General features: G+C 71.8%; 27 protein-coding genes. 12 read left to right on the top strand and 15 right to left on the bottom strand.

All coding sequences use genetic code 11. The features are described from left to right. Positions 1 to 5 precede the first annotated feature (5 nt). Positions 6 to 353, bottom strand: a complete 348-nt coding sequence (locus tag I5Q34_RS16555; RefSeq protein ID WP_199893065.1) for a VOC family protein — start codon at positions 351 to 353, stop codon at positions 6 to 8. 33 nt (positions 354 to 386) lie between these two features. Further along, positions 387 to 899, bottom strand: coding sequence for a hypothetical protein (locus I5Q34_RS16560; protein ID WP_199893066.1), 513 nt, complete (start codon positions 897 to 899; stop codon positions 387 to 389). Between the two features lie 281 nt (positions 900 to 1,180). Here I5Q34_RS16560 and I5Q34_RS16565 point away from each other — a divergent pair, with 281 nt between their 5' ends. Next, a complete protein-coding gene (locus tag I5Q34_RS16565) occupies positions 1,181 to 2,266 on the top strand; it encodes a CdaR family transcriptional regulator (RefSeq protein WP_277965538.1) in 1,086 nt (361 codons plus the stop codon). A 55-nt stretch (positions 2,267 to 2,321) separates the two neighbouring features. Here I5Q34_RS16565 and I5Q34_RS16570 read toward each other — a convergent pair whose 3' ends face one another. Continuing rightward, positions 2,322 to 2,543, bottom strand: coding sequence for a hypothetical protein (locus tag I5Q34_RS16570; protein ID WP_199893068.1), 222 nt, complete (start codon positions 2,541 to 2,543; stop codon positions 2,322 to 2,324). 110 nt (positions 2,544 to 2,653) lie between these two features. Then, a complete protein-coding gene (locus I5Q34_RS16575; protein WP_199893069.1) occupies positions 2,654 to 3,286 on the bottom strand; it encodes a PH domain-containing protein in 633 nt (210 codons plus the stop codon). Between the two features lie 281 nt (positions 3,287 to 3,567). Here I5Q34_RS16575 and deoC point away from each other — a divergent pair, with 281 nt between their 5' ends. The 3 genes from deoC to I5Q34_RS16590 are packed head-to-tail and all read left to right on the top strand — an operon-like array spanning position 3,568 to position 6,903. Beyond that, positions 3,568 to 4,560, top strand: a complete 993-nt coding sequence (gene deoC, locus I5Q34_RS16580) for a deoxyribose-phosphate aldolase (RefSeq protein WP_199893368.1) — start codon at positions 3,568 to 3,570, stop codon at positions 4,558 to 4,560. A 2-nt stretch (positions 4,561 to 4,562) separates the two neighbouring features. After that, a complete protein-coding gene (locus I5Q34_RS16585; RefSeq protein WP_199893070.1) occupies positions 4,563 to 6,026 on the top strand; it encodes an aldehyde dehydrogenase family protein in 1,464 nt (487 codons plus the stop codon). Further along, positions 6,019 to 6,903, top strand: a complete 885-nt coding sequence (locus I5Q34_RS16590; protein ID WP_199893071.1) for an aldehyde dehydrogenase family protein — start codon at positions 6,019 to 6,021, stop codon at positions 6,901 to 6,903. The genes I5Q34_RS16585 and I5Q34_RS16590 overlap by 8 nt, the downstream gene beginning before the upstream one ends. 63 nt (positions 6,904 to 6,966) lie before the next feature. On the opposite strand, the gene I5Q34_RS16595 is transcribed toward I5Q34_RS16590, so the two are convergent. Next, the gene (locus I5Q34_RS16595; RefSeq protein WP_199893072.1) at positions 6,967 to 7,416 is read right to left on the bottom strand and encodes a hypothetical protein; all 450 of its coding nucleotides are present in this window, start codon (positions 7,414 to 7,416) and stop codon (positions 6,967 to 6,969) included. Positions 7,417 to 7,557: 141 nt separating this feature from the next. On the opposite strand from I5Q34_RS16595, the gene I5Q34_RS16600 reads away from it, so the two are divergent. After that, positions 7,558 to 8,235 (top strand): ATP-binding protein, encoded by a 678-nt coding sequence (locus I5Q34_RS16600; RefSeq protein WP_307811686.1) that lies wholly within the window; start codon positions 7,558 to 7,560, stop codon positions 8,233 to 8,235. 272 nt (positions 8,236 to 8,507) lie between these two features. On the opposite strand, the gene I5Q34_RS16605 is transcribed toward I5Q34_RS16600, so the two are convergent. Next, on the bottom strand, positions 8,508 to 9,242 hold the full coding sequence (locus tag I5Q34_RS16605; protein WP_199893073.1) for a SigE family RNA polymerase sigma factor: 735 nt from the start codon (positions 9,240 to 9,242) through the stop codon (positions 8,508 to 8,510). 207 nt (positions 9,243 to 9,449) lie between these two features. Here I5Q34_RS16605 and afsQ1 point away from each other — a divergent pair, with 207 nt between their 5' ends. From afsQ1 to I5Q34_RS16630, 5 genes are all read left to right on the top strand, one after another. After that, positions 9,450 to 10,127, top strand: a complete 678-nt coding sequence (afsQ1, locus tag I5Q34_RS16610) for a two-component system response regulator AfsQ1 (RefSeq protein ID WP_199893074.1) — start codon at positions 9,450 to 9,452, stop codon at positions 10,125 to 10,127. A gap of 95 nt (positions 10,128 to 10,222) precedes the next feature. Then, entirely contained in the window at positions 10,223 to 11,725 is a 1,503-nt protein-coding gene (locus I5Q34_RS16615) for a HAMP domain-containing sensor histidine kinase (protein ID WP_234429039.1), read from the top strand. Then, entirely contained in the window at positions 11,722 to 12,306 is a 585-nt protein-coding gene (locus I5Q34_RS16620; RefSeq protein ID WP_199893075.1) for a hypothetical protein, read from the top strand. Before I5Q34_RS16615 ends, I5Q34_RS16620 begins: the two co-directional genes overlap by 4 nt. Positions 12,307 to 12,375: 69 nt before the next feature. Continuing rightward, positions 12,376 to 12,939, top strand: coding sequence for a VanZ family protein (locus tag I5Q34_RS16625; RefSeq protein WP_199893371.1), 564 nt, complete (start codon positions 12,376 to 12,378; stop codon positions 12,937 to 12,939). A 68-nt stretch (positions 12,940 to 13,007) separates the two neighbouring features. Continuing rightward, entirely contained in the window at positions 13,008 to 13,481 is a 474-nt protein-coding gene (locus I5Q34_RS16630; protein WP_199893076.1) for an OsmC family protein, read from the top strand. Positions 13,482 to 13,736: 255 nt separating this feature from the next. On the opposite strand, the gene I5Q34_RS16635 is transcribed toward I5Q34_RS16630, so the two are convergent. Both I5Q34_RS16635 and I5Q34_RS16640 read right to left on the bottom strand, forming a co-directional pair. Further along, on the bottom strand, positions 13,737 to 14,165 hold the full coding sequence (locus tag I5Q34_RS16635; protein WP_199893077.1) for a hypothetical protein: 429 nt from the start codon (positions 14,163 to 14,165) through the stop codon (positions 13,737 to 13,739). Positions 14,166 to 14,344: 179 nt separating this feature from the next. Further along, the gene (locus tag I5Q34_RS16640; RefSeq protein WP_199893078.1) at positions 14,345 to 15,472 is read right to left on the bottom strand and encodes an adenosine deaminase; all 1,128 of its coding nucleotides are present in this window, start codon (positions 15,470 to 15,472) and stop codon (positions 14,345 to 14,347) included. Positions 15,473 to 15,681: 209 nt separating this feature from the next. Here I5Q34_RS16640 and I5Q34_RS16645 point away from each other — a divergent pair, with 209 nt between their 5' ends. Continuing rightward, entirely contained in the window at positions 15,682 to 16,410 is a 729-nt protein-coding gene (locus I5Q34_RS16645; protein WP_199893372.1) for an alpha/beta hydrolase, read from the top strand. Between the two features lie 26 nt (positions 16,411 to 16,436). On the opposite strand, the gene I5Q34_RS16650 is transcribed toward I5Q34_RS16645, so the two are convergent. Then, entirely contained in the window at positions 16,437 to 17,465 is a 1,029-nt protein-coding gene (locus I5Q34_RS16650; protein WP_374193025.1) for a LysR substrate-binding domain-containing protein, read from the bottom strand. A gap of 36 nt (positions 17,466 to 17,501) precedes the next feature. Here I5Q34_RS16650 and I5Q34_RS16655 point away from each other — a divergent pair, with 36 nt between their 5' ends. Further along, positions 17,502 to 18,800: an MFS transporter gene (locus I5Q34_RS16655; RefSeq protein ID WP_199893079.1), complete on the top strand. Its 1,299-nt coding sequence runs from the start codon at positions 17,502 to 17,504 to the stop codon at positions 18,798 to 18,800. 70 nt (positions 18,801 to 18,870) lie between these two features. Here the strand turns inward: I5Q34_RS16655 and I5Q34_RS16660 are convergent, their stop codons facing one another. The 6 genes from I5Q34_RS16660 to I5Q34_RS16685 all read right to left on the bottom strand — a co-directional run bounded on the left by I5Q34_RS16660 (position 18,871) and on the right by I5Q34_RS16685 (position 25,886). Then, positions 18,871 to 19,455, bottom strand: a complete 585-nt coding sequence (locus I5Q34_RS16660; RefSeq protein WP_277965537.1) for a Uma2 family endonuclease — start codon at positions 19,453 to 19,455, stop codon at positions 18,871 to 18,873. 675 nt (positions 19,456 to 20,130) lie between these two features. Then, positions 20,131 to 21,414, bottom strand: a complete 1,284-nt coding sequence (locus I5Q34_RS16665; RefSeq protein WP_199893081.1) for a thymidine phosphorylase — start codon at positions 21,412 to 21,414, stop codon at positions 20,131 to 20,133. Between the two features lie 95 nt (positions 21,415 to 21,509). After that, positions 21,510 to 21,908 carry a cytidine deaminase gene (locus tag I5Q34_RS16670; protein ID WP_199893082.1) on the bottom strand — a complete coding sequence of 133 codons (399 nt, stop codon included), beginning with the start codon at positions 21,906 to 21,908 and terminating at the stop codon, positions 21,510 to 21,512. Then, on the bottom strand, positions 21,905 to 23,194 hold the full coding sequence (locus I5Q34_RS16675; protein ID WP_199893083.1) for an ABC transporter permease: 1,290 nt from the start codon (positions 23,192 to 23,194) through the stop codon (positions 21,905 to 21,907). Before I5Q34_RS16675 ends, I5Q34_RS16670 begins: the two co-directional genes overlap by 4 nt. Next, entirely contained in the window at positions 23,191 to 24,297 is a 1,107-nt protein-coding gene (locus I5Q34_RS16680) for an ABC transporter permease (RefSeq protein ID WP_199893375.1), read from the bottom strand. Before I5Q34_RS16680 ends, I5Q34_RS16675 begins: the two co-directional genes overlap by 4 nt. Then, the gene (locus I5Q34_RS16685; RefSeq protein WP_199893374.1) at positions 24,297 to 25,886 is read right to left on the bottom strand and encodes an ABC transporter ATP-binding protein; all 1,590 of its coding nucleotides are present in this window, start codon (positions 25,884 to 25,886) and stop codon (positions 24,297 to 24,299) included. Before I5Q34_RS16685 ends, I5Q34_RS16680 begins: the two co-directional genes overlap by 1 nt. Positions 25,887 to 26,209: the final 323 nt, after the last annotated feature.

The following is a 26,209-nucleotide window of genomic DNA, read 5'->3' on the forward strand; positions in this document are numbered from 1 at the left end:
ACTTCTCAGTCCGCCCAGACAAAGCAGAACTCGTTCCCCTCGGGATCGGCCATGACCTGGAAGCTGCCGTAGTCGTCCGTCACCGGCTCGCCCAGCCGCGTCGCCCCCAGGCGCAGCGCCTCGGTGACGGCCGGGTCCACCGCGTCGACCTCCAGGTCGAGATGCAGCCGGTTCTTCACCTGCTTGCCCTCGGGGACCTGCTGAAAGGCCAGCCGGACGAACTCGGGCGGTTCCACATACGACCAACCCGGCTCACGGTCCACCGGCTCACCACCGAGCAGCCCGGCCCAGAAGCGGACCAGGAGCCGAGGGTCCTGGCAGTCCACGACGATCTCACCGACACGAGCGCGCATGATCACCAGACTATGCGCACGCCCGCGCAACGGTCAGTGGCACGGCCGCTTGAACCACCGCACCGCGTCCTTCTTCAGGCACACCGCCATCGGCATGCCTCCCAGGACGATCCCGATCCCGTTCGTCAACTCGCCCATCGCCAGGCTCACCAACGTATTGAGAAGAACGATTCCTCCGACGACCACCACGCCGATCCGCACACCGTTGCCCCCGCTGCGGAACCTCGCCGCGAGGACGATCGCCACCACGCCGACGGCAAGGCAGACCGCGCCGGAAGAGGCCAGCATCGCAGGCGACGCGCCGCCGCCCTCGCCGATCCTGGCGCCCGCCGCACCGAACATCAGCAGCCCGACGAGGAGGTTCACCCCGCCGAGGGCATAGAGCGCGATGCGCGCCATCCTGACCTCTTTGGGCATCTCCATCGCCATCGCCACCGGCGCGGTCGGACATCCCGGGTACCCCGGATGCCCCGGGTACTGCGGATGCCCCGGGTACTGCGAATACTGCGAGCCGTACGAGTTGCTGCCGACTTCCGATGTGTTCACGAGTGCGCCCCTCCGGGTCGTGCGGTGTCCGTGCGAAGAGCGGGAGCCGAGAGCCTCGGGGCCGAGGTCCGTTGCCGATACCTGGCACCGAGGCCACCCCCGCTTCCCCCCGAGGAGAGGATGACCTGCACGGATACAGAACCGCACTGCCGGATTCCGGCAATCTTCACGCGTTCTTTATGCACGGTCCCGGCCCGCGCCTCCGTCTGTCACCCTTGTTCCCGCGCGCTAAGAACACATCAGAGGCGCGTCAACAGGCGGTCAACGGGCGGAGGAGGCACGTGACACAGCGGGAACTTCCCGAGGAGTATGTGGACGGCTACGCCGACATCCTCATCGATGCCTCGGCCACCGGCCGCCGGCTGTCCCGTGACGAACTGGACTCCCGGCGGTCGCTCGGCGAGCGGGCCGCCCGGAGCCCGTACGGACTGCGGCAGCTCGTCGTCGCCCATCTCGCCGCCACCCGCGCCGTCGCGAACTCACTCCCCCTGCCCCCGTCCGGCCGTGAGGCGCGGGCCGTCATGGACAGTGCCCTCGCCGCGGCCGAGCAGGCCGTCGACGCCTTCGCCGAGGGGTACGAGCGGGCACAGCGACTCGCCGTACGCCAAGAGGAGGCGGCCCGGCGGGAGTTCATCGACGACCTGCTGTACGGGCGCAGCGACCTGGGCCGCCTCTCCGAACGCGCCGAACACTTCGGGCTGCGCCTCGCCCACGCCCACGCGGTCGCCGTGGCCGCCGGTCCCGAACGCTACGACGATCTGCACCCGGTCACCCGGCTCGTGGAGTTCGCGCTCAATTCCCGCTTCGGGGACCGCCGGACGCTGCTCGCGACCAAGGCCGGCCGGCTGATATGCGTGGCGCCGGGCGACCGGTCCGACGTCCTGGACCACTTCGCCAAGCGGGCGCACGACGCCACGGGCGGCGGACAGGTGGCCGTCGGGCGTCCCCATCCGGGCGCAGGCGGCGTCGTCCACTCCTACGAGGAAGCCCTCAACGCGCTCGAACTGGCGGAGAAAATGGGGCTGGACGCGCCCGTACTCCGGTCCGAGGACCTCCTCGTCTTCCCGGTCCTCACCCGCGACCGGCAGGCGATGGCCGACCTCGTGCGCACCACCCTCGGCCCCCTGCGCGAGGCCCGTGGCGGCGCCCGGCCGCTGCTGGACACGCTCACCGCCTACTTCGACGCGGGCTGCAACGCCGCCGAGGCGGCCCGCCGCCTCTCCCTGAGCGTGCGGGCCCTCACCTACCGGCTGGAACGCATCCACCGGTGCACGGGCGCCGACCCGGCCGACCCGATGCACCGCTACACGCTGCAGACGGCCGTCATCGGGGCCCGCCTGCTGGACTGGCCGGAGCGGGAGCTGTAGCCGACAGCGGAGTTGTGGGCCACAGCGGAGTCGTGGCCCACAGTGGCGCGCGCGGTCAGTTCCGCTTCCGGCGGCCCTGGCCATACGGGCCGCCGCGGTCGTGGGCGCGCCACTCCTCCTCCAGCGCCTCCCGGTCCTCCCGGCCCCCGCGCTCGCCCGCCGCCCGGATGTGCTCCCCGCGCTCCACGCGTTCGAGCAGCGTCTTCAACGGGTCCGGCGGTTCGTCCGAGTGACGACGGTCCCGTCCCTCCGGCCCCTTTTCGTTCCTGTCGACCACAGGCCACCCCCCTTGCCCTGAAGCGCGTTCAAGCATCAAGGGAACACTTGCCCGGCTCCACCGGCCGGAAAGCGGGAGTCCGTTTGGCAGCTCATTTTCCGTTCGGCAGCTCATTTCACGACGTACAGCACCACGAACAACACCAGCCCCACCACCGACGGAGCGATCAACTCGTACGCCCAGCGCACCACCGCCGCGCCCTGCGCACCCTCCCGCTTCGCGCCCCGCTCCGCGAGATCGCGCAGGTCCTCGATGGCCTGGTCGGACGGGGCGCGCAGAGGCCCGGAGGGCGCCATGGACACCGACGTGCGCCCCGTCACGTCCTCCGCCGCTTCCCGCTGCTGCCGCCGCGCCGCGCGCTTGCGCTGGCGCAGGGAGACGGGGATGGACCAGAGCTGGTACTTCGCGCCGCCCTCGGCGAGGACCTCGCTGGAGTAGCCGGCGCGGACGGCGACGACGCGGGCCCACGGCAGGGTGATCGTCCGGAAGGGGTTGCGGACGAGGAGGCGGTCCTCGCCCGCCCACACCGCGGGGCGCAGCGTGAACGCGATCACCAGGGGCACCAGGCACAGCAGCGCGGCCAGCGCGAGCCAGGGCGCCCGGCCCTCGCCGCGCACGATCGCGTCGCCGCCCAGCCAGCCGCCGAGCGCCAGCAGGAGGACGCCGCTGACGATGCCGGCCGAGGAGCGGTAGCACCGGTCGGCGTAGGGGGGCTGCTGCGGTGCCTGGGGGGAGCTCGTCATGGGGCCGATTCTGCCGGAACGGAGGGTCGGCGGAGGTTGCAGTACGGCAACGCCGTACGCCCGCCGCACGCCCTCGCACCAGGCAAAACGCGACGGGGCGAGCCGCCGGTGACATCGGCCCGCCCCACCCCACCACGGGATCACTCATCAATCTTGCGCAATCGCAAAGCCTTTCGAATATCACGGGCCCTCGACAGCAAATGAAAGGCAATGAGCCGCCCCCATTCCCACAACCGGGGGGTGACACGCGCTACGCGCGTAGATATGCTCGTCCGGTGACCATGCCCACTGTTCCTTCCCATGGCAATGAAGCCGCGGAGCGACTGGCGTCGATGGCCGACGTGACCGCCTCCGACGGCACGTTGCGACGATTCCTGCACGGGCTGCCCGGGGTCGACCCGGTGGGGCTCGAAGCCCGCGCGGCGGCGCTCGGCACCCGTTCGATCAAGGCCACGGCGAAGGCGTACGCCATCGACCTGGCCATTTCGATGATCGACCTGACGACCTTGGAGGGCGCGGACACCCCGGGCAAGGTCCGGGCGCTGTGCGCCAAGGCCCTCAACCCGGACCCGACGGACCGCACCGCCCCGCGCACCGCCGCGATCTGCGTCTACCCGGACATGGTGGCCACCGCCGCCGAGGCCCTCAAGGGCTCGGACGTCAAGGTCGCCTCGGTCGCCACCGCGTTCCCGGCCGGCCGTGCCGCGCTCCCCGTCAAGCTGGCCGACACGGCGGACGCCGTGGCCGCGGGCGCCGACGAGATCGACATGGTGATCGACCGCGGCGCGTTCCTCGCCGGGCGTTACCTGGACGTCTTCGAGGAGATCAAGGCCGTCAAGGAGGCCTGCCGCCGCCCCGACGGCACCGCAGCCCGGCTGAAGGTCATCTTCGAGACCGGCGAGCTGTCGACCTACGACAACATCCGCCGCGCCTCCTGGATCGGCATGCTGGCGGGCGCCGACTTCATCAAGACCTCGACCGGCAAGGTCGCGGTGAACGCCACCCCGGCGAACACCCTGCTGATGCTGGAGGCGGTCCGCGACTTCCGCGCCGCGACCGGCGTTCAGGTCGGTGTGAAGCCGGCCGGCGGCATCCGCACCACCAAGGACGCGATCAAGTTCCTGGTGCTGGTGAACGAGACCGTGGGCGAGGAGTGGCTGACGAACCACTGGTTCCGCTTCGGCGCCTCCAGCCTCCTCAACGACCTGCTGATGCAGCGTCAGAAGCTGAGCACCGGGCGTTACTCCGGTCCCGACTACGTGACGGTGGACTGACCATGGCCATGTCCTTTGAATACGCACCGGCGCCCGAGTCGCGCGCCGTCGTCGACATCGCCCCCTCCTACGGGCTGTTCATCGACGGCGAGTTCCGCGAGGCCTCGGACGGCAAGGTCTTCAAGACCGTCTCGCCCTCGACCGAGGAGGTCCTCTCCGAGGTCGCGCAGGCGAGCGCCGAGGACGTCGACACGGCGGTCAAGGCCGCCCGCAAGGCGTTCGAGAAGTGGTCCGCGCTGCCCGGCTCCGAGCGCGCCAAGTACCTCTTCCGCATCGCCCGCATCATCCAGGAGCGCAGCCGCGAGCTCGCCGTCCTGGAGACGCTCGACAACGGCAAGCCGATCAAGGAGACGCGCGACGCCGATCTCCCGCTGGTCGCCGCGCACTTCTTCTACTACGCGGGCTGGGCCGACAAGCTGGAGTACGCGGCCCTCGGGCGGAGCCCGATGAACGGCACGAGCGGGCCGAACCCGAAGCCGCTGGGCGTCGCGGGCCAGGTCATCCCGTGGAACTTCCCGCTGCTGATGCTGGCGTGGAAGATCGCCCCGGCGCTGGCCGCGGGCAACACGGTCGTCCTCAAGCCCGCCGAGACGACCCCCCTCTCCGCGCTGTTCTTCGCGGACATCTGCCGCCAGGCCGGCCTGCCCAAGGGCGTCGTCAACATCCTGACGGGCGACGGCTCGACGGGCGCCGCGCTGGTGGCCCACGAGGGCATCGACAAGGTCGCGTTCACCGGCTCCACCGCCGTGGGCAAGCAGATCGCCCGCACGGTCGCCGGCACCGACAAGAGGCTCACCCTCGAACTGGGCGGCAAGGGCGCCAACATCGTCTTCGACGACGCCCCGATCGACCAGGCCGTCGAGGGCATCGTCAACGGCATCTTCTTCAACCAGGGCCAGGTCTGCTGCGCCGGTTCGCGCCTGCTGGTGCAGGAGTCGATCCAGGACGAGCTGCTGGACGCGCTCAAGCGCCGGATGTCCACGCTGCGCGTCGGCGACCCGCTCGACAAGAACACCGACGTCGGCGCCATCAACTCGGCCGAGCAGCTGGCCCGGATCACCGAGCTGGCCGACAGCGGCACGGCGGAGGGCGCCGAGCGCTGGGCCCCGTCCTGCGAACTGCCCTCCCAGGGCTACTGGTTCGCGCCGACGCTGTTCACCAACGTCACCCAGGCCCACCGGATCGCCCGCGAGGAGATCTTCGGCCCGGTGCTGTCCGTCCTGACCTTCCGCACCCCGGCGGAGGCCGTCGCCAAGGCCAACAACTCGCAGTACGGCCTGTCGGCGGGCATCTGGACGGAGAAGGGCTCGCGGATGCTCGCGGTCGCGGACAAGCTCCGCGCCGGCGTCGTCTGGGCCAACACGTTCAACAAGTTCGACCCGACCTCGCCGTTCGGCGGCTTCAAGGAGTCGGGCTTCGGCCGCGAGGGCGGCCGCCACGGTCTGGAGGCCTACCTCGATGTCTGAGCGACTCAGCGTCTTCAAGACCTACAAGCTGTTCGTCGGGGGCAAGTTCCCCCGGTCCGAGAGCGGGCGGGTGTACGAGGTGACGGACTCGAAGGGCAATTGGCTCGCCAACGCGCCGCTTTCGTCCCGCAAGGACGCGCGTGACGCGGTCGTGGCCGCGCGCAAGGCGTTCGGCGCCTGGTCGGGGGCGACCGCGTACAACCGCGGCCAGATCCTCTACCGGATCGCCGAGATGCTGGAGGGCCGCCGCGACCAGTTCACCGCCGAAGTGGCCGACGCCGAGGGCCTGTCGAAGGCCAAGGCCGCGGCGCAGGTGGACGCGGCGATCGACCGCTGGGTCTGGTACGCGGGCTGGACCGACAAGATCGCCCAGATCGTCGGCGGCACCAACCCGGTGGCGGGGCCGTTCTTCAACGTCTCCTCGCCCGCGCCGACCGGCGTGGTGGCCGTGGTGGCCCCGCGGGAGTCGTCGTTCCTGGGCCTGGTCTCGGTGATCGCCCCGGCGATCGCCGCCGGCAACACGGTGGTCGTCGTCACCTCGGAGAAGGCGCCGCTGCCGGCGCTGTCGCTGGGCGAGGTGCTGGCCACCTCCGACCTGCCCGGCGGTGTCGTCAACGTGCTGTCCGGCCGCGCGGCCGAGATCGCCCCGTCCCTGGCGGCGCACCAGGACGTCAACGCGATCGACCTGGCGGGCGCGGACGCGGAGCTGGCCAAGGAGCTGGAGACCGCCGCGGCGGACAACCTCAAGCGCGTTCTCCGTCCACAGCCTGTGGATTGGTCCGCCGCTCCGGGCACCGGCCGTCTGCTGGCGTTCCTGGAGACGAAGACCGTCTGGCACCCGACGGGTTCGCTGGGCGCGGGCGGTTCGTCGTACTGACGCCGAAGCACCCCGAGGGGCGGACGGGAGAACCCGTCCGCCCCTCGGGCGTTCACCAGCGCATCAGCGCGGCAGCGGCAGCAGGTTCAGCCCCGGCACGTCGTGCAGCTTGCCCCCGTCGGACAGCGGCCCCGTCACCGCCCGGCTGCTCACCGGCTTCAAGTCGCCGATCTTGGTGCCGACGGTGTTGTTGAGCGGGTCGATCCCGGTCCGCGCGAAGGGGTTGACCGGGAGCCGGCCCAGGATCGGGGCGAGCGGCGCAGTCGCGTGCTGGAGGCCGATCATGGCGCCGTCGCGGGCGGCCACCAGGTCGAGCTGCCCGAGCTGGGCCCGGGCGGGCGAGGCCGGGGTGTGCAGCGTGGGCCCGGAGGGCGGGGTCACGGGGTCGGCGCTCGCGGCGGACGCCGCGCCGACGGCGATCGCGGCGGACGCGGAGAGGGTGACGCCCGCGCGCGTCAGCGAACGCGGGAGGCGCGAGGGGGGACGGAGTGCGTGACGTGCGTGCGAGGCCATGACCACCTGCCGGGGCGTGAGCGGAAACGGGGCATGAGCGGAAACCGTTCGGCGACGCAGCGTATCCGAACCGTCACGAACAGCGCACATCCGTACCCGGGGGGATCCCCCCTGTGGGTCAATGCGTCACACTGGTGTTCCGTGACTGTCCTCCCGCCTTCCGCGCCGCACGCGCGCGTCATCCTGCTGGCCGGCCCGTCCGGCTCCGGAAAGTCGTCCCTCGCCGCCCTGACCGGGCTGCCGGTCCTCAACCTCGACGACTTCTACAAGGAGGGCACGGACCCCACGCTCCCCCGGCTCCCCGACGGCTCGGGCGCCGACTGGGACTCGCCGCTGTCCTGGGACGGGGACGCGGCGGTGGCCGCGATCGAGGCGCTGTGCCGCACGTCCCGCACCCCCGTGCCGGTGTACGACATCGCCACCAGCTCGCGGACGGGCACGAGCACGCTGGACATCGGCCGCACCCCGCTCTTCGTCGCGGAGGGCATCTTCGCCGCCGAGGTCATCGAGCGCTGCCGCGAACTGGACGTCCTGGCCGACGCGCTGTGCCTGCGCGGCCGCCCGTCGACGACGTTCCGCCGCCGCCTCGCCCGCGACCTGCGCGAGGCCCGCAAGCCCGTGCTCTACCTGGTGCGCCGCGGACTGCGGCTGATGCGCGAGGAGCGCGGGATCGTGGCCCGGCAGACCGCGCTCGGCGCGTTCCCCTGTGGGCGGGACACCGCGATGGGCCGGATCGCGGCCGCGGCGGCCGGGCGGTGCGAGAAGGTCGCGGCGGCGGCGCCGGAACCCGCGGCCGAGCCCGTGCGGAGCGGGCGATAGGAAACACGGAAGCGGGGGGGGGGGCGCCCCCCCCCCCCCCCCCCCCCCCGCCCGCCCGCGCCCCCCCCCGCCCCCGCCGCCGGGGGGGGGGGGGGGGGGGGGGGGGTTTGGGGGGGGGGGGGGGGCCGCCCCCCCGGGGGCCGGGGGGGGGGGGGGGGGTTTATACAAACCCGGCCGGGGGGGGCCCCCCCCCCCGGGCCGCCCCCCCGCTTCCCTTCCCCCGTTCCCCCTCTTTCCCCTCCCCCTCGTTCCCCCGTGTTCCCCCCGTCGTCCTAGGCCACGAGCTCGCCGAACGACTCCTCGACGCCCCGGCCGGAGCCGATGGCCTCGTCCTCGCGCAGCCGGCGCAGCGAGCGCCAGATGCTGCTCTTGACCGTGCCGACGCTGATCCCCAGGATCTCGGCGATCTCCGGGTCGGTGCGGCCCTCGTAGTAGCGCAGCACCAGCATCGTGCGCTGGAGCTCGGGCAGCCGGGCGAGCGCCTGCCACAGGACGGCGCGCAGCTCGGTGCCGCGCATCGCGTCCTGCTCGCCCACCGTCTCCGGGAGCTCCTCGGTCGGGTACTCGTTGAGCTTGCGGCGCCGCCAGGCGCTGATGTGCAGATTGGTCATGGTGCGGCGCAGGTAGCCGCCGACCGCCGCCTTGTCCGTGATGCGGTCCCAGGCGCGGTAGGTGGAGAACAGGGCGCTCTGCAGCAGGTCCTCGGCCTCGTGGCGGTCGCCGGTGAGGTGGTACGCGGTCGCGTAGAGGGAGGCGCGGCGCTCCTGGACGTAGGCGGTGAACTCGGCCTCGGCGCCGGACATCTCCGTACGCCCGGCCTGCGGCGCCTCCGCCGGCTTCGGCGCGGGCGCGGCGGGCTCGCCGTAGACGGCCGCGTCGATGGCGGTCAGGTACATCCCCTGCGTGCGGGCCCGCCCGGTGCCGCGGGCGTAGCCCCGCCCGGTCGTCGCGGCGTCGTGCAGGCGCGTGCGAACTGCGCCGGTGGTGATCGTGTGCAGTGCGTTCATCTCGCGCCCCCCGTCGGTGGTGCCCGTTGGTCCGTGGTCCGGACCGCTCTCCGCCCGGTGAACAGAAGCCTGCCGGGCCAGTTTCATGGCGCTGTCCGCCGACTGTCACAGCCGTGCAACAGCGGCGGGGCCCGTCGTCACGGGCCCGCGGGGAGGCCCCCGGAGCGGAAGTCGAACTACCGCCCAGACGTAGGCCAGAATGACCACGTGCCTTTCCTGTTGCTGATCGAGGACGACGACGCCATCCGCACGGCCCTCGAGTTCTCCCTGTCGCGCCAGGGTCACCGCGTGGTGACCGCGGCCTCGGGCGAGGACGGCCTGAAGCTGCTGCGCGAGCAGCGGCCGGACCTGATCGTGCTGGATGTGATGCTGCCCGGGATCGACGGCTTCGAGGTCTGCCGCCGCATCCGGCGCACCGACCAGCTGCCGATCATCCTGCTCACGGCCCGCAACGACGACATCGACGTCGTGGTCGGCCTGGAGTCCGGGGCGGACGACTACGTGGTCAAGCCCGTGCAGGGCCGGGTGCTGGACGCCCGGATCCGCGCGGTGCTGCGCCGCGGCGAACGCGAGTCCAGCGACTCGGCGACCTTCGGCTCGCTGGTGATCGACCGCTCGGCGATGACGGTCACCAAGAACGGGGAGGACCTCCAGCTCACACCGACCGAGCTGCGGCTGCTGCTGGAGCTGAGCCGCCGCCCGGGCCAGGCGCTCTCCCGCCAGCAGCTGCTGCGGCTGGTCTGGGAGCACGACTACCTGGGCGACTCGCGGCTGGTGGACGCCTGTGTGCAGCGGCTGCGCGCCAAGGTCGAGGACGTGCCGTCCTCCCCCACCCTGATCCGCACGGTCCGGGGCGTCGGCTACCGCCTCGACTCGCCGCAGTGACAGCAGTGGCAGCGACATCAGTGAATGGCGAGGTCGACGAGACAGTGACAGAACGGCCCGGACGGGTGCGGGGCTGGGCCGCGGTCAGGAACCTGATGCGGCTCAGCGTGCGGTGGATCAGCCTGCGGCTGCGGCTGATGCTGGTCTTCGCGCTGGTGGCCCTGGCCGCCGCCGTGTCCGCGTCCGCCATCGCCTACTGGCTCAACCGCGACGCGGTCCTGACCCGGACGCAGAACGCGGCGCTGGACGACTTCCGCAAGTCGCTCCAGGACAACACCGGCACGCTGCCGCTGACCCCCACCTGCCCCGAGCTCCAGGAGGCCGCGGACCGGATGGCGGCGACCTCGCAGAAGTACGAGGTGCTGCTGATCGGCCGGGTCAAGGGCGGCGGCGAGTGCGCCGCGCCCTCCAATCGCGACCTGTTCACCCTCAAGGCCGTGCCGAAGTCCCTGATCACGGCGGTGAACCGGGAGCGTAAGGTCGACGAGTCCAACCCGTACCCGTACCACCTGTACTGGCAGCGGATCACCCTCGACGGCCAGCCCTACCTCGTCGGCGGGGCCAAGGTGATCGGCGGCGGCCCCACCGGCTATCTGCTCAAGTCGCTGGAGAACGAGCGCCAGGACCTCAACTCGCTCGCCTGGTCGCTGGGGATCGCCACCGCCCTGGCCCTGATCGGCTCGGCCCTGCTCGCCCAGGCCGCCGCCTCGACGGTGCTGCGGCCCGTCCAGCGGCTGGGCGAGGCGGCCCGCCGCCTCGGCGAGGGCAAGCTGGAGACCCGGCTGGACGTGTCGGGCACCGACGAACTGGCCGAGCTGTCGCGGACGTTCAACAAGGCCGCCGAGTCGCTGGAGAAGCGGGTGGAGGAGCTGAGCGCCCGGGAGTCGGCGAGCCGGCGGTTCGTCGCGGATATGTCGCACGAGCTGCGCACCCCGCTGACCGCGATCACCGCGGTCACGGAGGTCCTGGAGGACGAGGCGGACTCCCTCGACCCGATGATCGCTCCCGCGGTGCAGCTCGTGGTGAGCGAGACGCGGCGGCTGAACGACCTGGTGGAGAATCTGATGGAGGTCACCCGCTTCGACGCGGGCACGGCCCGGCTCGTCCTGGACGACGTGGACGTCGCCGACCAGGTCACCGCCTGCATCGACGCGCGCGCCTGGCTGGACGCCGTCGAACTGGACGCCGAGCGCGGCATCATGGCCCGGCTCGACCCGCGCCGCCTGGACGTCATCCTGGCCAACCTGATCGGCAACGCCCTCAAGCACGGCGGCTCTCCGGTCCGGGTGAAGGTGCGCCCGGTGGAGGACCGGCTGATCATCGAGGTCCGCGACCACGGCCCCGGCATCCCCGAGGACGTCCTGCCGCACGTCTTCGACCGCTTCTACAAGGCGAGCGCCTCCCGCCCGCGCTCCGAGGGCAGCGGCCTGGGCCTGTCCATCGCCCTGGAGAACGCGCACATCCACGGCGGCGAGATCACCGCCGCCAACTCCCCCGAGGGCGGCGCGGTCTTCACCCTGGCCCTGCCCCTCGACGTCTCCGCCGCGGACGGCGGGAACGACTCCGCGCAGGGTCCGGACCAGGAGGACGCCACATGAGGCGCGCGGCGCGCGGGGCCGCGCTCGCCGCGGCGGTGACCGCGGTGTGCGCGCTCGCCTCGGGGTGCGGGATCCGGGGCACCGCCGTGCCCGTCGACGCCGGCAGCGCGCCCTCGCGGGCGTCGTGCCTGGTGCGTCCGGGCGCCACGGCCGCCACGCCGCGGAGCGGCACGGAGCTGCCCGTGCAGTTGCTGTGCGCCTCCCAGCTGGTCGCCGTCGTCCGGACGGTCGCGGCGCCCGGCCGCGACGGGGCGCTGGGCACGGCCCAGGTGCTCCTGGACGAACTGCGCCGCCCGCTCTCGTCCGGCGAGGAGTCCGCCGGCCTCTCCAGCGAGGTGCCGTCGCACCTCACCGTCACCGGCGGGCGGCGGGACGACCCGCCGGGAACGCTGCGCCTGAGCACCGCCCCGGACGCGCTGCCGCCCAAGGCCCTGTCGCAGATCGTCTGCACCTTCGCGGGCACGGCGGCGGCCGGCGGCCGGAACGCGGTGTCCCTGGGCGGGCCGGGCGGCGAGGCGCCGCGCTCGTACCCCTGCACGGAGGAGACGCGCGCCCATCCGGAGAGCGCGCCGGGCGCCTGACGCGCGGGGCGCTCGTCGTGGCTCGTCGTGGCCGGAACCGCGCGCCCCGCGCACCGCGTCCTGTGGGGCGTGCAGCGTCATGGTTACGGCGGTACGCCCGCCCTACGACACCGCTACCGCCTCGCGGGCTGCGTGCTCCTCGCCGCCCACCTGGTCGTGGTGGGCTGGCTGGCCGTGCGCCCCCTGACCGCCCCCTGGGTGTCCGCCGCGCACCGGGAGCCGTTCGCCACCCTCCGCGCGGACCTGGCGCTCGGCCCGTGGGAGGCGGCGCGCACGATCGGCTCCGCGGTGCTTCCGTTCGCCCCCCTCGGGGTGCTGCTGCCCTGGGCGGGCGGCCGTGTCGCGGCGTCCCCGCTGGGATCGCTGGCCCGGACGGTCTTCACGAGCGCGATGATCGCGTTGGTGTTGCAGGTGGTTCGGGGGGGTGTGGTGGGGCAGGTGCTGGACCTGGATGCGCTGCTGCTGAATGTGACCGGTGTTGCCGTTGCGCACCTGGCCGTTGTGCCGGCGGTGCGGGCGCGTTTGCGGCGCCGGGTGCCGCGATCCTCTTCGGCGCCGCCTGAGCCGACGGCGACGCCGTCGACGGGCCTGACGCCGTCGGCACCGCTCTCGCGGGTGGGGGTTGCGCCGTAGACGGTTACTGAAGTTGTCATCGTGATGTCATCAGCTGAGTTGGGTTCGCCCCTGCTTATCCTGGCCGCATGACTGAGACGCACACCTATGACGTAGTGATTGAATGGACCGGCAACCTCGGCTCAGGAACGGATAGTTATCGCTCCTTCAGTCGTGCTCATGAAGTCCTGGCGACTGGGAAGACTCCCATCGCCGCCTCCTCCGATCCGGCCTTTCGCGGCGACCCGGCCCGCTGGAACCCCGAGGAACTGCTTGTGGCCTCTGTCGCCCAGTGCCACATGCTCTGGTACCTCCACCTGTGCGCTGTCGGCGGAGTGACCGTTGTCGACTACGAAGACCGGGCCCACGGGGTCATGACCATGGACGCGAGCGGCGGCGGGGGCCAGATAACCGAGGTCACACTTCGTCCCGAGGTGACCGTCGCCGATGTCTCGATGACGGACAAGGCCCGCGCACTGCACGACGAAGTGCACTCGGTGTGCTTCATCGCCCGCTCAGTGAACTTCCCCATCCGCCATGAACCACTGATCCGTGTCCAGTAAGGGCCGAGCTGCTGAGCTTTGACGCGTCGTGCCGGCACACCGATCCGCCTGTCGGGTTGTGGAGTCCGGTCGCGGCGTGGCATCCGTCGATGAGGCCGCTGCGGTACTGAATGCGGCGAAGACCGCTGCGCAGGAGGCGCATCAGGTTCCTTGCGCTCCGCGCGGATTGTCCTCAAACGCCGGACGGGCTGAATCGGCGCGCCGATTCAGCCCGTCCGGGGGAGGGTCCGGGGCAAAAAACACCCCCGACCGGCCTCAGCCGCGATTGCCGCCCAAGAGATTCGGCGTCGACAGCCCCTTCGGCAGGCCACCCGCCGGCACGAGCCCCAGCAGACCCCCGTTGCCCTTGTTGTCCGCGGGCGCCGCCTGGGGCGCCGACTGCGGTGCCGCCTCCGGCGCCTTCGGCGCGGGCGCCGGGAAGAACGCCTTGTCCAGCGCCATGGCCGTGGACTTCATCGCCGACGAGCCCAGCGCCCGGTTCCCCGCCTCGATCAGCGGCCCGCCCGGCAGGAGCGGCGCGACCTGCTCGATCGGCAGGCTGCGGCTCGTGCCCGCGGCCAGGCCCGTCGCCCGCTCCAGCGGGCCGGCGTGGGGAGCCGCGGCCGACGCGGTGCCCGCCGCGACGACGGCGACGGCCGCGCCGAGAGCCGCGGCACCGAAGGTCTTGATGATTCCCTGCTTCATCTGCGATCTGTCCTCGTGACGGTGATGGATGAATTCCGGGCGGCTTTGCAACCTAGTCACGACAACGAGGGGCCGGCAGTGAATGACACGGCCGGGAGATTTGAATTCCCGGCCGTGTCCGCCGTATTGAGGGCCGATAGACGGTCAGTCGTACCGGCGGATCCGCCTGGCAGATCCGCCTAGCGGAACAGCCACTCCGACTTGATCTCGGCATAACCCGGCTTGATCACATCGTTGATCATCGCAAGACGTTCGTCGAATGGAATGAAGGCGGACTTCATCGCATTGACGGTGAACCACTGCATGTCGTCGAGCGTGTAGCCGAACGCCGAGACCAGGTGCTCGAATTCACGGGTCATGCTGGTACCGCTCATCAGCCGATTATCGGTGTTCACGGTCGCGCGGAAGCGCAGCTTGCTCAGCAGGCCGATCGGGTGCTCCTGGTAGGAAGTCGCCGCCCCGGTCTGGAGGTTCGAGGTGGGGCACATCTCCAGGGGAATGCGCTTGTCGCGCACGTAGGAGGCGAGCCGGCCGAGCTTGACCGTACCGTCCTCGGCGACGTCGATGTCGTCGATGATCCGCACGCCGTGGCCGAGCCGGTCGGCACCGCACCACTGGAGCGCCTGCCAGATCGACGGGAGGCCGAATGCCTCGCCCGCGTGGATGGTGAAGTGGTTGTTCTCGCGCTTGAGGTATTCGAAGGCGTCGAGGTGGCGGGTGGGAGGGAAGCCCGCCTCGGCGCCCGCGATGTCGAAGCCGGCGACGCCGGAGTCGCGGTAGCGGTTGGCGAGTTCGGCGATCTCCAGGGCGCGGGCGGCGTGCCGCATCGCGGTCAGCAGCGCGCCGACGCGGATGCGGTGACCATTGGCGCGAGCCCGGCGCTCGCCCTCGCGGAAGCCCTCGTTGACGGCCTCGACGACCTCTTCGAGGGTGAGCCCGGCCTCCAGGTGCTGCTCGGGGGCGTAGCGCACCTCGGCGTAGACGACGCCGTCCGCGGCCAGGTCCTCGGCGCACTCGGCGGCGACCCGGAACAGGGCCTCCCGGGTCTGCATGACGGCACAGGTGTGCGCGAAGGTCTCCAGGTAGCGCTCCAGCGAGCCCGAGTCGGCGGCCTCGCGGAACCATATGCCGAGCTTCTCGGGGTCGGTCTCGGGGAGGCGGTCGTAGCCGGTCTCGCGGGCCAGCTCGACGACGGTGGCGGGGCGCAGACCGCCGTCGAGGTGGTCGTGGAGCAGCACCTTCGGGGCGCGACGGATCTGTTCGGGAGTGGGAACGGTCCCGGGGAGGTTGGTGGTCTCGCTCGTCATTTCGGCACTCTAGCCCCTACGCGCGTAGATGGGAGGGAACGATACGGAACGGTGACCCGTCGGCGGGGTGGACAGCGTGTGTGGTTCTGCCATCGTTGTCTGCCATGGTTCAGCAAGCGTTGCCGCAGCCGGAGCCGGCGGAGCCACTGGGACCGGTGGGGCCGCAGCGGCCCGTGAGGTTTCTGAAGCCCCGAATCCCCTCCCCCGACCTGGGCAAACCCCTCGGAGCGGGCCGTTCCGGGGACACCGTCAACGGGGTGGCGCTGCTCCTTCCGGGTGGCCGGGTCACCGGGACGCGCCGCCCGCCGGGCAGGGCCCCGGCCGCCCAGCGGCGGCTGGCCCGCCGGCTGGAGCGGTCGGGGGCCGGCGAGGGCCTGGCCGTGCACCCGGTCCGCTACCGCCACCGCGGGTGGAACGGTTCCGCGGCCCACCCCGTGCACGACGCCCTGTGGGCGGCCGACGAGGTGGTGCGGCGCTACGGCGACGTACCCGTGTGCCTGGTGGGCACGGGCATGGGCGGCCGGGCCGCGCTGCGCGCCGCCGAACACCCGGCGGTCACCTGCGTGGTGGCGCTCGCTCCGTGGCTGCCGGAGCCGGAGGCCGTCCTCGACCCCGACCCGGTGCGCCAGCTCAAGGGCCGCCGGGTGCTGCTCGTCCACGGCACCGACGACGAACGGACCGACCCCGACCTGTCCTTCCGGCTGGCCGAGCGGGCCAAGAAGGTCAACCGGGACGTGTGCCGGTTCGAAGTCCACTCCGACGGGCACGGGTTCGACCAGCACCGGGCCGAAGTCATGGCCCTGACGGCCGACTTCGTGCGCGGGTCGCTCTTCGGCCACCCCTACGCCCGGCCGTTGGCCGACGCGCTGGCCGCGCCCCCGCCGCTGGGCCTGCGGATGCCGCTGGCCTGCGGCTTCGGCACGACGCTGGGACACTGAGCGTACGACGCCCGGGCACTGAGCGCTCAGCGGTGCAGCAGCTGCCCGCGGCGCGAGAGCAGGAAGCGCTTGAAGGCGGCGACCGGCGGGGTGTCGGGGTGGCCGTCCAGCCAGGCGACGCCGATCTCGCGGACGGCGCGCGGCGCGGTGACGGCGAGCTCCACGACGCCGGGGCGCGGCACGGCGGGCGGCGGCAGCAGGGCCACGCCGAGCCCGGCGGCCACCAGGCCGCGCAGCGTCTCGGGGTCCTCGCCCTCGAAGGCGATCTTCGGGCTGAACCCGGCCTCGGCGCAGAGCGCGTCGGTGATCCGGCGCAGCCCGTAGCCGGGTTCGAGGGTGACGAAGAGCTCGGCGGCCGCCTCGGCGAGGCGGATCCGCTTGCGCACGGCGAGCGGGTGGTCCTCGGGGACGACGAGCCGCAGCTTCTGCTCGTCGAGGCGGCGCGCGACCAGGTCGGGCGCGTCGGGGACGGGCGAGGTGAGGCAGAGGTCGAGGTCGCCGTCGCGGAGCCGCTCGATCATGGCCTCGCCGTAGTTCTGCACGAGCTGGAAGCGGACGCGGGGGTGGTCGGCGCGGAAGGCGCGGATGAGCTCGGGGACGGTCTCCGAGCCCATGGTGTGCAGGAAGCCGAAGGCGACCTTGCCGGCGGTGGGGTCGGCGTCGGCGCGTACGGACTCGGCGGCGCGGTCCAGATCGGCGAGGGCGCGCTCCACAGCGGCGAGGAAGGTGCGGCCCGCGGCGGTGAGCGAGAGCGTGCGGCCGTGCCGGGCGAACAGCGCGACGCCCAGGTCGTGTTCGAGGCGGGCCAGCGAGCGGCTGAGCGTCGGCTGGGGCATCTCCAGCTGCCGCGCGGCGCGGGTGACGTGCTCGTGCCGCGCCACGACGGCGAACTGCGCGAGGCGCGGGGTGAGCGTGGCCGCCCAGGAGTCCGGGCCCATGTCGGCCGTCAAGGATTCGCCAGTAACACCGATGTCTTTTCTGTTGCCAATTGGTGACAGAGGCCGCTCTGACCTGCGTTCATGCTTCACGGAATGGATTATGGCCGTTCCATGCATTGGACGCATTTATTGCGCCGTGCCTACGGTGTGGACATGCCTCCTGCCGATACCGGGGCATCCGCCGTCATCGTGCGCGCGGGTGCCTCTCCTTCGCCGACCTCCGCTCCCTCCTCCCCCGACTCGCGGCTGCTGCCCGGCGATCCCGGCTACCGCCGGATGAGCTTCGCGCTCTTCGCGGCGGGCGTGGCCACTTTCGCGCTCCTCTACTCGACGCAGGCCCTGCTGCCCGCCGTCTCGGACGGCCTCGGGGTGACGGCCGATCAGGCCAGCTGGACCGTTTCCGCGGCGACCGGCGGGCTGGCGCTCGCGGTCGTCCCGCTCAGCGCCCTGTCCGAGCGGTACGGGCGGCGGGCGATGATGACGGCGGCACTGTGCGTGGCCGCGTTCGTCGGGCTGCTGGTGCCGTTCGCCCCGGACCTCGGCTGGCTGATCGGGCTGCGCGCGCTGCAGGGCGCCGCGCTGGCGGGCGTCCCCGCCTCGGCGATGGCCTACCTGGCGGAGGAGGTCCGGCCCAAGGCCCTGGTGGGCGCGGTCGGGCTGTTCGTGGCCGGCAACGCGATCGGCGGCATGTCCGGACGGATCCTGGCCGGCTGGACGGCCCAGGCGTGGGGCTGGCGCGCGGGTCTGGCGGCGGTCGGCGTCCTGGCGGTGCTGTGCGCGGTGGTCTTCCGCCTGCTGATCCCCAAGGCCCGTCATTTCACCCCGGGTTCGGTCTCCCCGCGAGCTCTTGCCCGTACGGTCGGACGCCATCTCTCCGACCCGCTGCTGGTCCGGCTGTACCTGATCGGCGCGCTCTTCATGACCGTCTTCGGCGCGGTCTACACGGTCATCGGCTACCGGCTGGCCGAGGCGCCGTTCTCGCTGCCGCCGGGCCTGGTGGGCTCGATCTTCCTGGTCTACCTGGTCGGCACGGCCTCCTCGGCCGCGGCCGGCAAGCTGGTCGGCCGGCTCGGCCGGCGCGGGGCGCTGTACCTGGCGATGGGGACGACGACGGCCGGTCTGCTGCTGACCCTGACGTCCTCGCTGATCGCGGTCCTGGCGGGCCTGATCCTCATCACGGCCGGCTTCTTCGCGGGCCACGCGGTCGCCTCGTCGTCCGTGAGCCGGACGGCGACGACGGGCCGCGCCCAGGCGTCGGCGCTGTACCAGACGGCGTACTACCTCGGTTCGTCCGTCGGCGGCACGGTGGGCGCCGTGGCCTTCCGGGCCGGGGGCTGGGACGGGACGGTCGTCCTGGGGCTGCTGGCGATGGTGGCGGCCGGGGCGATCACGCTGTACGCGACGCGGCGGGCGCTCGTGGAGCGCCGGGCGTCGGCGGCGGTGCGGGTGTAGCGCCCGCGCCTTTACGGACCCGGAGGGGCCGGCCCCACCACCTGTTCTGGTGGGGGCGGCCCCTCCGTCGTCAGCCGACGGGGAACTCGTCCGTGCGGATCGTCAGCTCGAACGGCGTGGGCAGGGCGATTCCGTCGCCGAACTTGCCTGCTCGCAGCACTCGGTAGTCATCGTCCTTGGGCTCCCCGTAAAGCGTGATGGTCGGGCCGCCGGGAGCCCACCGGTCGATCAGCAAATAGAGAGGCACTTGGGCCCGTGCATAACCGGCAACCTTCTCGATGCGGTCGTGATGGGCATTCGCATTCGCGGTGATCTCAACAACGAGCTCGACCTCGGCAGCCACGACGAACCGATCGGACAGCCCGGTCTTCGGCACGACCGCAAGATCCGGGACGAACAGCCCGCTCCGCGACGGCACTGCGATCCCGAGTGTCCGGTAAACGCCCCAGCCTTCAGGAATCACGGCACACAGGCAGCGCTGGACGATATCCGCGATGTCATCGTGGTCACGAGAAGGCGCTGGTGACACGGTGACGACCCCCTCGACGATCTCCACCTTGCAGCCCTTGGGCACGCCCGTCTCCCCCCAGATGCGGACAAGCTCCTCCCACTCGCGGCCATGCCCCTGCGGGTGGTCGGCAGCGGGTGCGTTCACGGCGGTCTCCTTCGGTCGGGACATCGCCCGATCCCAAGATGGCGAACCGGCTCGGTACCGGTCCGCCGACCCCGTTCACCCGAATGAGGAAAGCGCAGGTGAGGCTGCGTCTGTGGGCGTCATGGACGTGGCCCGACGCCCGTCCGGGCCGCCCCTCCGCCCTCGCACACGGCCCGTTGTCAGACCCCCCTGCCACCATCGGCGCATGACCACACACGACGTGACGCTGATCCACGACAACTGGCCCGCAAAGGACGGCGATTACTTCGCGTCGCTCGCGGCGGACCCACCGGACGGATTCGAGTTCTCGTACCGGACCTGGGACCACTACCTGTCCTCGCTGGTCCCGATTCTTTGGTTTGCCCCCGGACCCGCCCTTTCACCGTTTCCCCGGGGCAAGCCCCGGACCCCGCAATGCGGCTTCGCCGCATTGTCCTCAAGCGCCGGACGGGCTGATTCAGCCCGTCCGGGGGTCGCCCCTCCGGGGAGTTTGGAGGCAGCGCCAGGAGGGGGCTTCAGGGGTGCAGGGGGCGCAGCCCCCGCCTCACCGCGCGGAGCGCGGTGCCGGGCCGAGGGCGGAGCCGGGCCGAGGGCGGAGCCCCGGGAGAAACGGTGAAAGGGCGGGGCCGGGGCAGAAAACCCCGGCGCCCGCCCTCTCCGGCTCGCGCCCAGCGGCTACGCGATGCGGTCCAGCACGATCGGGTTCGGCGTGAAGTCCGTCCCCGCCGGGGCGATCTCGACGCCGCCCTCCAGGGCCGCGAGCGCGTAGTCGAACTTCTCCGGCGTGTCCGTGTGCAGCGTCAGCAGCGGCTGGCCCGCCGTCACCACGTCACCCGGCTTCGCGTGCATCTCGATGCCCGCCCCCGCCTGCACCGGGTCCTCCTTGCGGGCCCGGCCCGCGCCCAGGCGCCAGGCCGAGACGCCGACGGCGTAGGCGTCGAGGGCGGTGAGGACACCGGAGGAGGAGGCCGTGACGACGTGCTGCTCGCGGGCGACCGGGAGCGTCGCGTCCGGGTCGCCGCCCTGCGCGGCGATCATGCGGCGCCAGTGGTCCATGGCCGAGCCGTCGGCCAGAGCCTTGGCCGGGTCGGCGTCGGGCAGGCCGGCCGCCGTCAGCATCTCGCGGGCCAGGGCCAGCGTGAGCTCGACGACGTCCGCCGGGCCGCCGCCCGCGAGGACCTCGACCGACTCGCGGACCTCCAGCGCGTTGCCGGCGGTGAGGCCGAGCGGGGTCGACATGTCGGTCAGCAGTGCGACGGTCTTGACGCCGTGGTCGGTGCCGAGGCCGACCATCGTGGAGGCGAGCTCGCGCGCGTCCTCGATGTTCTTCATGAACGCGCCGGAGCCGACCTTGACGTCCAGGACCAGCGAGCCGGTGCCCTCGGCGATCTTCTTGGACATGATGGACGAGGCGATCAGCGGGATGGCCTCGACGGTGCCCGTGACGTCGCGCAGGGCGTAGAGCTTCTTGTCCGCCGGGGCCAGGCCGTCGCCGGCCGCGCAGATGACGGAGCCGACGTCGCGCAGGACCTGCATCATCTCGTCGTTCGACAGCAGGGCGCGCCAGCCGGGGATGGACTCCAGCTTGTCGAGCGTGCCGCCGGTGTGGCCGAGGCCGCGGCCGGACAGCTGCGGGACGGCCGCGCCGCAGGCGGCGACCAGGGGAGCGAGGGGCAGGGTGATCTTGTCACCGACGCCGCCCGTCGAGTGCTTGTCGGCCGTCGGCACCGGCAGGGACGAGAAGTCCATGCGCTCGCCGGACTTGATCATCGCGGCCGTCCAGCGGGCGATCTCCGCGCGGTCCATGCCGTTCAGCAGGATCGCCATGGCGAGTGCGGACATCTGCTCGTCGGCGACCTCGCCGCGCGTGTAGGCGTCGATCATCCAGTCGATCTGCTCGTCGGTCAGACGACCGCGGTCGCGCTTGGCGCGGATGACGGAAATGGCGTCCATCAGCACATTTTCCTTAGGCTCGTGCGTCCTCAGTCTTCCCGGGGCCGGAAAGTGACCCGGACGGGCCGATGCAACAGCCCGTCCGGCGCTTGAGGACATCTTTAACGATTCAGGTCAGCGGGCCCAAACGCGTCCGGCAGCAGCTCCGCCAGCGGGCGGATGCCGGAGGCCGTGTCGACCGCCAGCTCGGGTCCGCCGTGCTCCCACAGGAGCTGGCGGCAGCGGCCGCACGGCATGAGCACGTTGCCGTTGCGGTCGCAGCAGGTGAACGCGGTGAGCCGGCCGCCGCCCGAGGAGAACAGGGCCGAGATCAGGCCGCACTCGGCGCACAGGGCGACGCCGTACGCGGCGTTCTCCACGTTGCAGCCGGTGACCACGCGGCCGTCGTCGACGACGGCCGCGGCACCCACGGGGAACTCGGAGTACGGGGCGTAGGCCCGGGACATGGCGTCCCGGGCCTGCGCGCGCAGGTCCTCCCAGAGTTCGGGAGAGGTCGTCACTTTCCTTGGCCCTTCCGGTAGGGCTTGCCGTTCGCCTTGGGCATGCGCAGCCGTTGGGAGAACAGGGACAGCACCAGCAGCGTGACGACGTACGGCGTCGCGTCCACGAACTCCAGCGGCACCGTCTTCGTCAGCGCGAACCAGACGAACAGCGCCGCGGCCACCACGGCCGCGCCGATCGCCGGCTTCACCTTGCCGCCCTTGAGGCGCCAGACCGCGAAGCCGGCCAGCAGCACCGCGATGAGCAGGAGCAGCGCGTGGACGGTCGGGCCGCCGGAGCGCAGCTGGAGGCTGTCCATGAAGCCGAACAGGCCGGCGCTCATGGCCACGCCGCCCGGCCGCCAGTTGCCGGAGATCATCGTGGCGAGGCCGATGTAGCCGCGCCCGCCGGTCTGGCCGTCGGAGTACATGTGCGTGCCGATGGCGAGGAACGCGCCGCCGAGGCCAGCCATGGCGCCGGAGACGACGACGGCCGCGTACTTGTACGTGTAGACGTTGACGCCGAGGGACTCGGCGGCCACCGGGCTCTCGCCGCAGGAGCGCAGGCGCAGGCCGAAGGCCGAGCGCCACAGGACGAAGAACGTGCCCAGGAAGAGCAGCGCCGCGACGATCGTCAGCCACGAGACGTCGGTGACCAGGCCGTCCACGATGCCGGCGAGGTCGGAGACGAGGAACCAGTGGTGCTTCTCGACGGACTGCAGCCACTCCGACAGGCCGGGGATGGAGAAGTCCGGCATGTTGTCCATGACGGGCGACTGCTTGTCGTTGCCGCCCGCCTGCTGGGCCGCGCTGCCCTCGGCGCCGAACCAGAGCTTGGCGAAGTACTGGGTGACGCCCAGGGCCAGGATGTTCATGGCCACACCGGAGATGATGTGGTCCACGCCGAAGGTGACGGTGGCGACCGCGTGGATCAGGCCGCCGAGCGCGCCGCCGACGATGCCGGCGACGGCCGCCAGCCAGGGGCCGTGCTGCCAGCCCATCCAGCCCGCGGAGAACGCGCCGAGCATCATCATGCCCTCGAGGCCGATGTTGACGACGCCCGCGCGCTCGGCCCACAGGCCGCCGAGGCCGGCCAGGCCGATCGGCACGGCCGCCGCGAGGGCGGAGCTGAACTGGCCCGAGCTGGTCAGGTCGTTGGCGCCGGTGAGCGCGCGCAGCGCGGACAGGAGGAGCAGGCCGCCCGCGATGATCAGCAGGACCATGGGGTAGGTCGGCCTGCGGCCGCCGTCGCCCTTGTTCTTGCCGCTCAGCCGTTCGGCGAGACCGGAGGTGAAGGTCGTACTCATGCGGCTGCCTCCGCCTTGTCGCTCTTGCGCGCCTGGGCGGCGAGCTCCTCGCCGACCTTGCGCTGCTGGGTCTTGAGGCCGTAGCGGCGCACGATCTCGTACGCGATGACGACGCAGAGGACGATGACGCCCTGGATCACGCCGACGATCTCCTGGGCGTAGCCCTCGAATTCGAGCTGGGTGCCGGTGCGGTCCAGGAAGCCCCAGAGCAGGGCGCCGAGCGCCATGCCGATGGGGTGGTTGCGGCCGAGCAGCGCGATGGCGATACCGGTGAAGCCGATGCCGGTGGGGAAGTCGGTGCCGTAGTTGTACGAGACGCCGAGCAGGGTCGGCATGCCGACGAGGCCGGCGACGGCGCCCGAGAGCACCATCGAAGTGACGATCATGCGCTTGACGCTGACGCCGCTGGCCTGGGCGGCCGACTCGGACCGGCCGACGGTGCGCAGGTCGAAGCCGAAGCGGGTGCGGCCCAGCAGGAACCAGTAGGCCAGGCCCGCGATCACGGCGATCACCACGAAGCCGAAGACGGGCTTGGGCGTCGTCGGGATCTCGAAGAAGTGCGCCGAGTCCGGCAGGTAGGGCGTGTGGATCAGGTTGCCCTCCTTGTTCGCCAGCCGGCCGTCCTGGAGGAAGTAGCCGATGACCGAGGCACCGATGGCGTTGAGCATGATCGTGCTGATCACCTCGTTGACGCCGCGGGTGGTCTTCAGCAGACCGGCGATGCCGGCCCAGAGGGCGCCGACCGCCATCGCCACGATGATGATCACCGGGATCTGGACGATGCCGGGCAGGGTGAGCGCCCCGCCGACGACGGCGGCGAAGAAGGCCGCGATGCGGTACTGGCCGTCGACGCCGATGTTGAAGAGGTTCATCCGGAAGCCGATGGCCACGGCCAGCGCGGAAAGGTAGTACGGCGTCGCCTTGTTGATGATCCAGACCTGGCTGTCGCTCTTCGAGCCGAAGTCCACCATCACCTGGTAGGCGTGGAACGGGTCCTTGCCCGTCGCCGCGATGATGATCGAGGTGATCGCGATGGCGGCCACGATCGCGAGCAGCGGCGCGGCGACGGCCAGGACGATCTTGTTCTTGTCGAACTTCTTGATCACTTGGAGTCGCCCCCTTCGCTCTCCTCGTGCTCCAGGTGGCCGGTAGCGGCGCCGGTCATGGCCGAGCCCAACTCCTCCGGGGTGATGGTGGCGGGGTCGGCGTCGGCGACCAGGCGGCCGCGGAACATCACCCGCAGGGTGTCGGAGAGCCCGATCAGCTCGTCCAGGTCGGCGGAGATCAGCAGCACCGCGAGCCCCTCGCGGCGCGCCTCGCGGATCTGGTCCCAGATCTGCGCCTGGGCGCCGACGTCCACGCCCCGGGTGGGGTGCGCGGCGATCAGCAGCTTGGGGTGGTGGCTCATCTCGCGGCCGACGATCAGCTTCTGCTGGTTGCCGCCGGAGAGGGAGGCCGCGGTGACCTCGATGCCGGGGGTGCGGACGTCGAACTCGCGGACGATCCGCTCGGTGTCGGCGCGCGCGGCCTTGTTGTCCAGGAAGACGCCCTTGCTGTTGGGCTTCTCCGTGACGTGGCCCAGGATGCGGTTCTCCCAGAGCGGGGCCTCCAGCAGCAGGCCGTGCCGGTGGCGGTCCTCGGGGATGTAGCCGATGCCGCCCTCGCGCCGCTTGCGGGTGGGCGCGTGGGTGATCCCGTCGCCGTCGAGGGTGACGGTGCCGGCGTCCGGGTCGCGCATGCCCATGATGGCCTCGACCAGTTCGGCCTGGCCGTTGCCCTCCACGCCCGCGAGGCCGAGGACCTCGCCCTTGTGGATGGTGAACTCGATGCCGTCGAGCACGGTGCGCACCACGCCGTCGGAGTCGGTGGCCGACAGGTGCAGGCCCTCGACGGTGAGCATCGGGGTGTCGGTGACCGTGGACTCGCGGGTCTCCGGCGAGGGCAGTTCCTCGCCCACCATCAGCTCGGCGAGCTGCTTGGGCGTGGTCTCGCTGGGGACGGCGGTGCCGACGGTGGTGCCGCGGCGGATGACGGTGATGTCGTCCGCGACGGAGAGCACCTCGCCGAGCTTGTGCGAGATGAAGATGACGGTCAGGCCCTCGGACTTGAGCTCGCGCAGGTTGTCGAAGAGCGCGCTGACCTCCTGCGGCACCAGCACCGCGGTCGGCTCGTCGAGGATGAGCGTACGGGCGCCCCGGTAGAGGACCTTGAGGATCTCCACGCGCTGACGGTCGGCGACGCCGAGGTCCTCGACGAGGACGTCGGGGCGCACGCCCAGGCCGTACGCGTCGGAGATCTCCTTGATCTTCGTGCGGGCCTTGCTGCCGATGCCGTGGAGCTTCTCGGCGCCGAGGACGACGTTCTCCAGGACGGTGAGGTTGTCGGCCAGCATGAAGTGCTGGTGCACCATGCCGATGCCGCGCGCGATGGCGTCGGCCGGCGAGTGCAGGGCGACCTGCTCCCCGTCGAGGGTGATGGTGCCCTCGTCCGGCTTCTGCATGCCGTAGAGGATCTTCATCAGGGTGGACTTGCCGGCGCCGTTCTCGCCGCAGAGGGCGTGGACGGTGCCGCGGCGGACCGTGAGGTGGATGTCGTGGTTGGCCACGACGCCGGGGAAACGCTTGGTGATGCCGCGCAGTTCTACGGCGTTGGCGGTGCCACTGCTGGATTCAGTGCTGCTGGACGCTTTGATGGCGCACTCTCCTCGGGGAAGGGAGCGGGGGGCGAAGCCGGGATGTCCACCCGGTGGGAACAAGCGGTCGTCCGGCGGAGCGGGGGCGACGCTACACGGGTCAATCGGACGCTACGCGCGTAGCGTTGACCCTCGCATGTGCGGGCCCGGCAGGGTTTCCCCCGCCGGGCCCGCACAACCGTTCATGTCGGCCGGCCGGCGCCGGGCGGGGGGGGGGGGGGGGGGTGGGCGGGCGCGGGGGGGCGGCGCCCCGCGTGTTAGCGGGCGGGCGCGTGTGGGTTTTTTGGTGGGTGTTGGCGCCCCCCGGGGGCCGCCCGCCCCCC

Origin of the sequence: Streptomyces sp. AV19, from assembly GCF_015999245.1 — a bacterium.
In the GTDB taxonomy this organism is placed as follows: Bacteria; Actinomycetota; Actinomycetes; order Streptomycetales; family Streptomycetaceae; genus Streptomyces.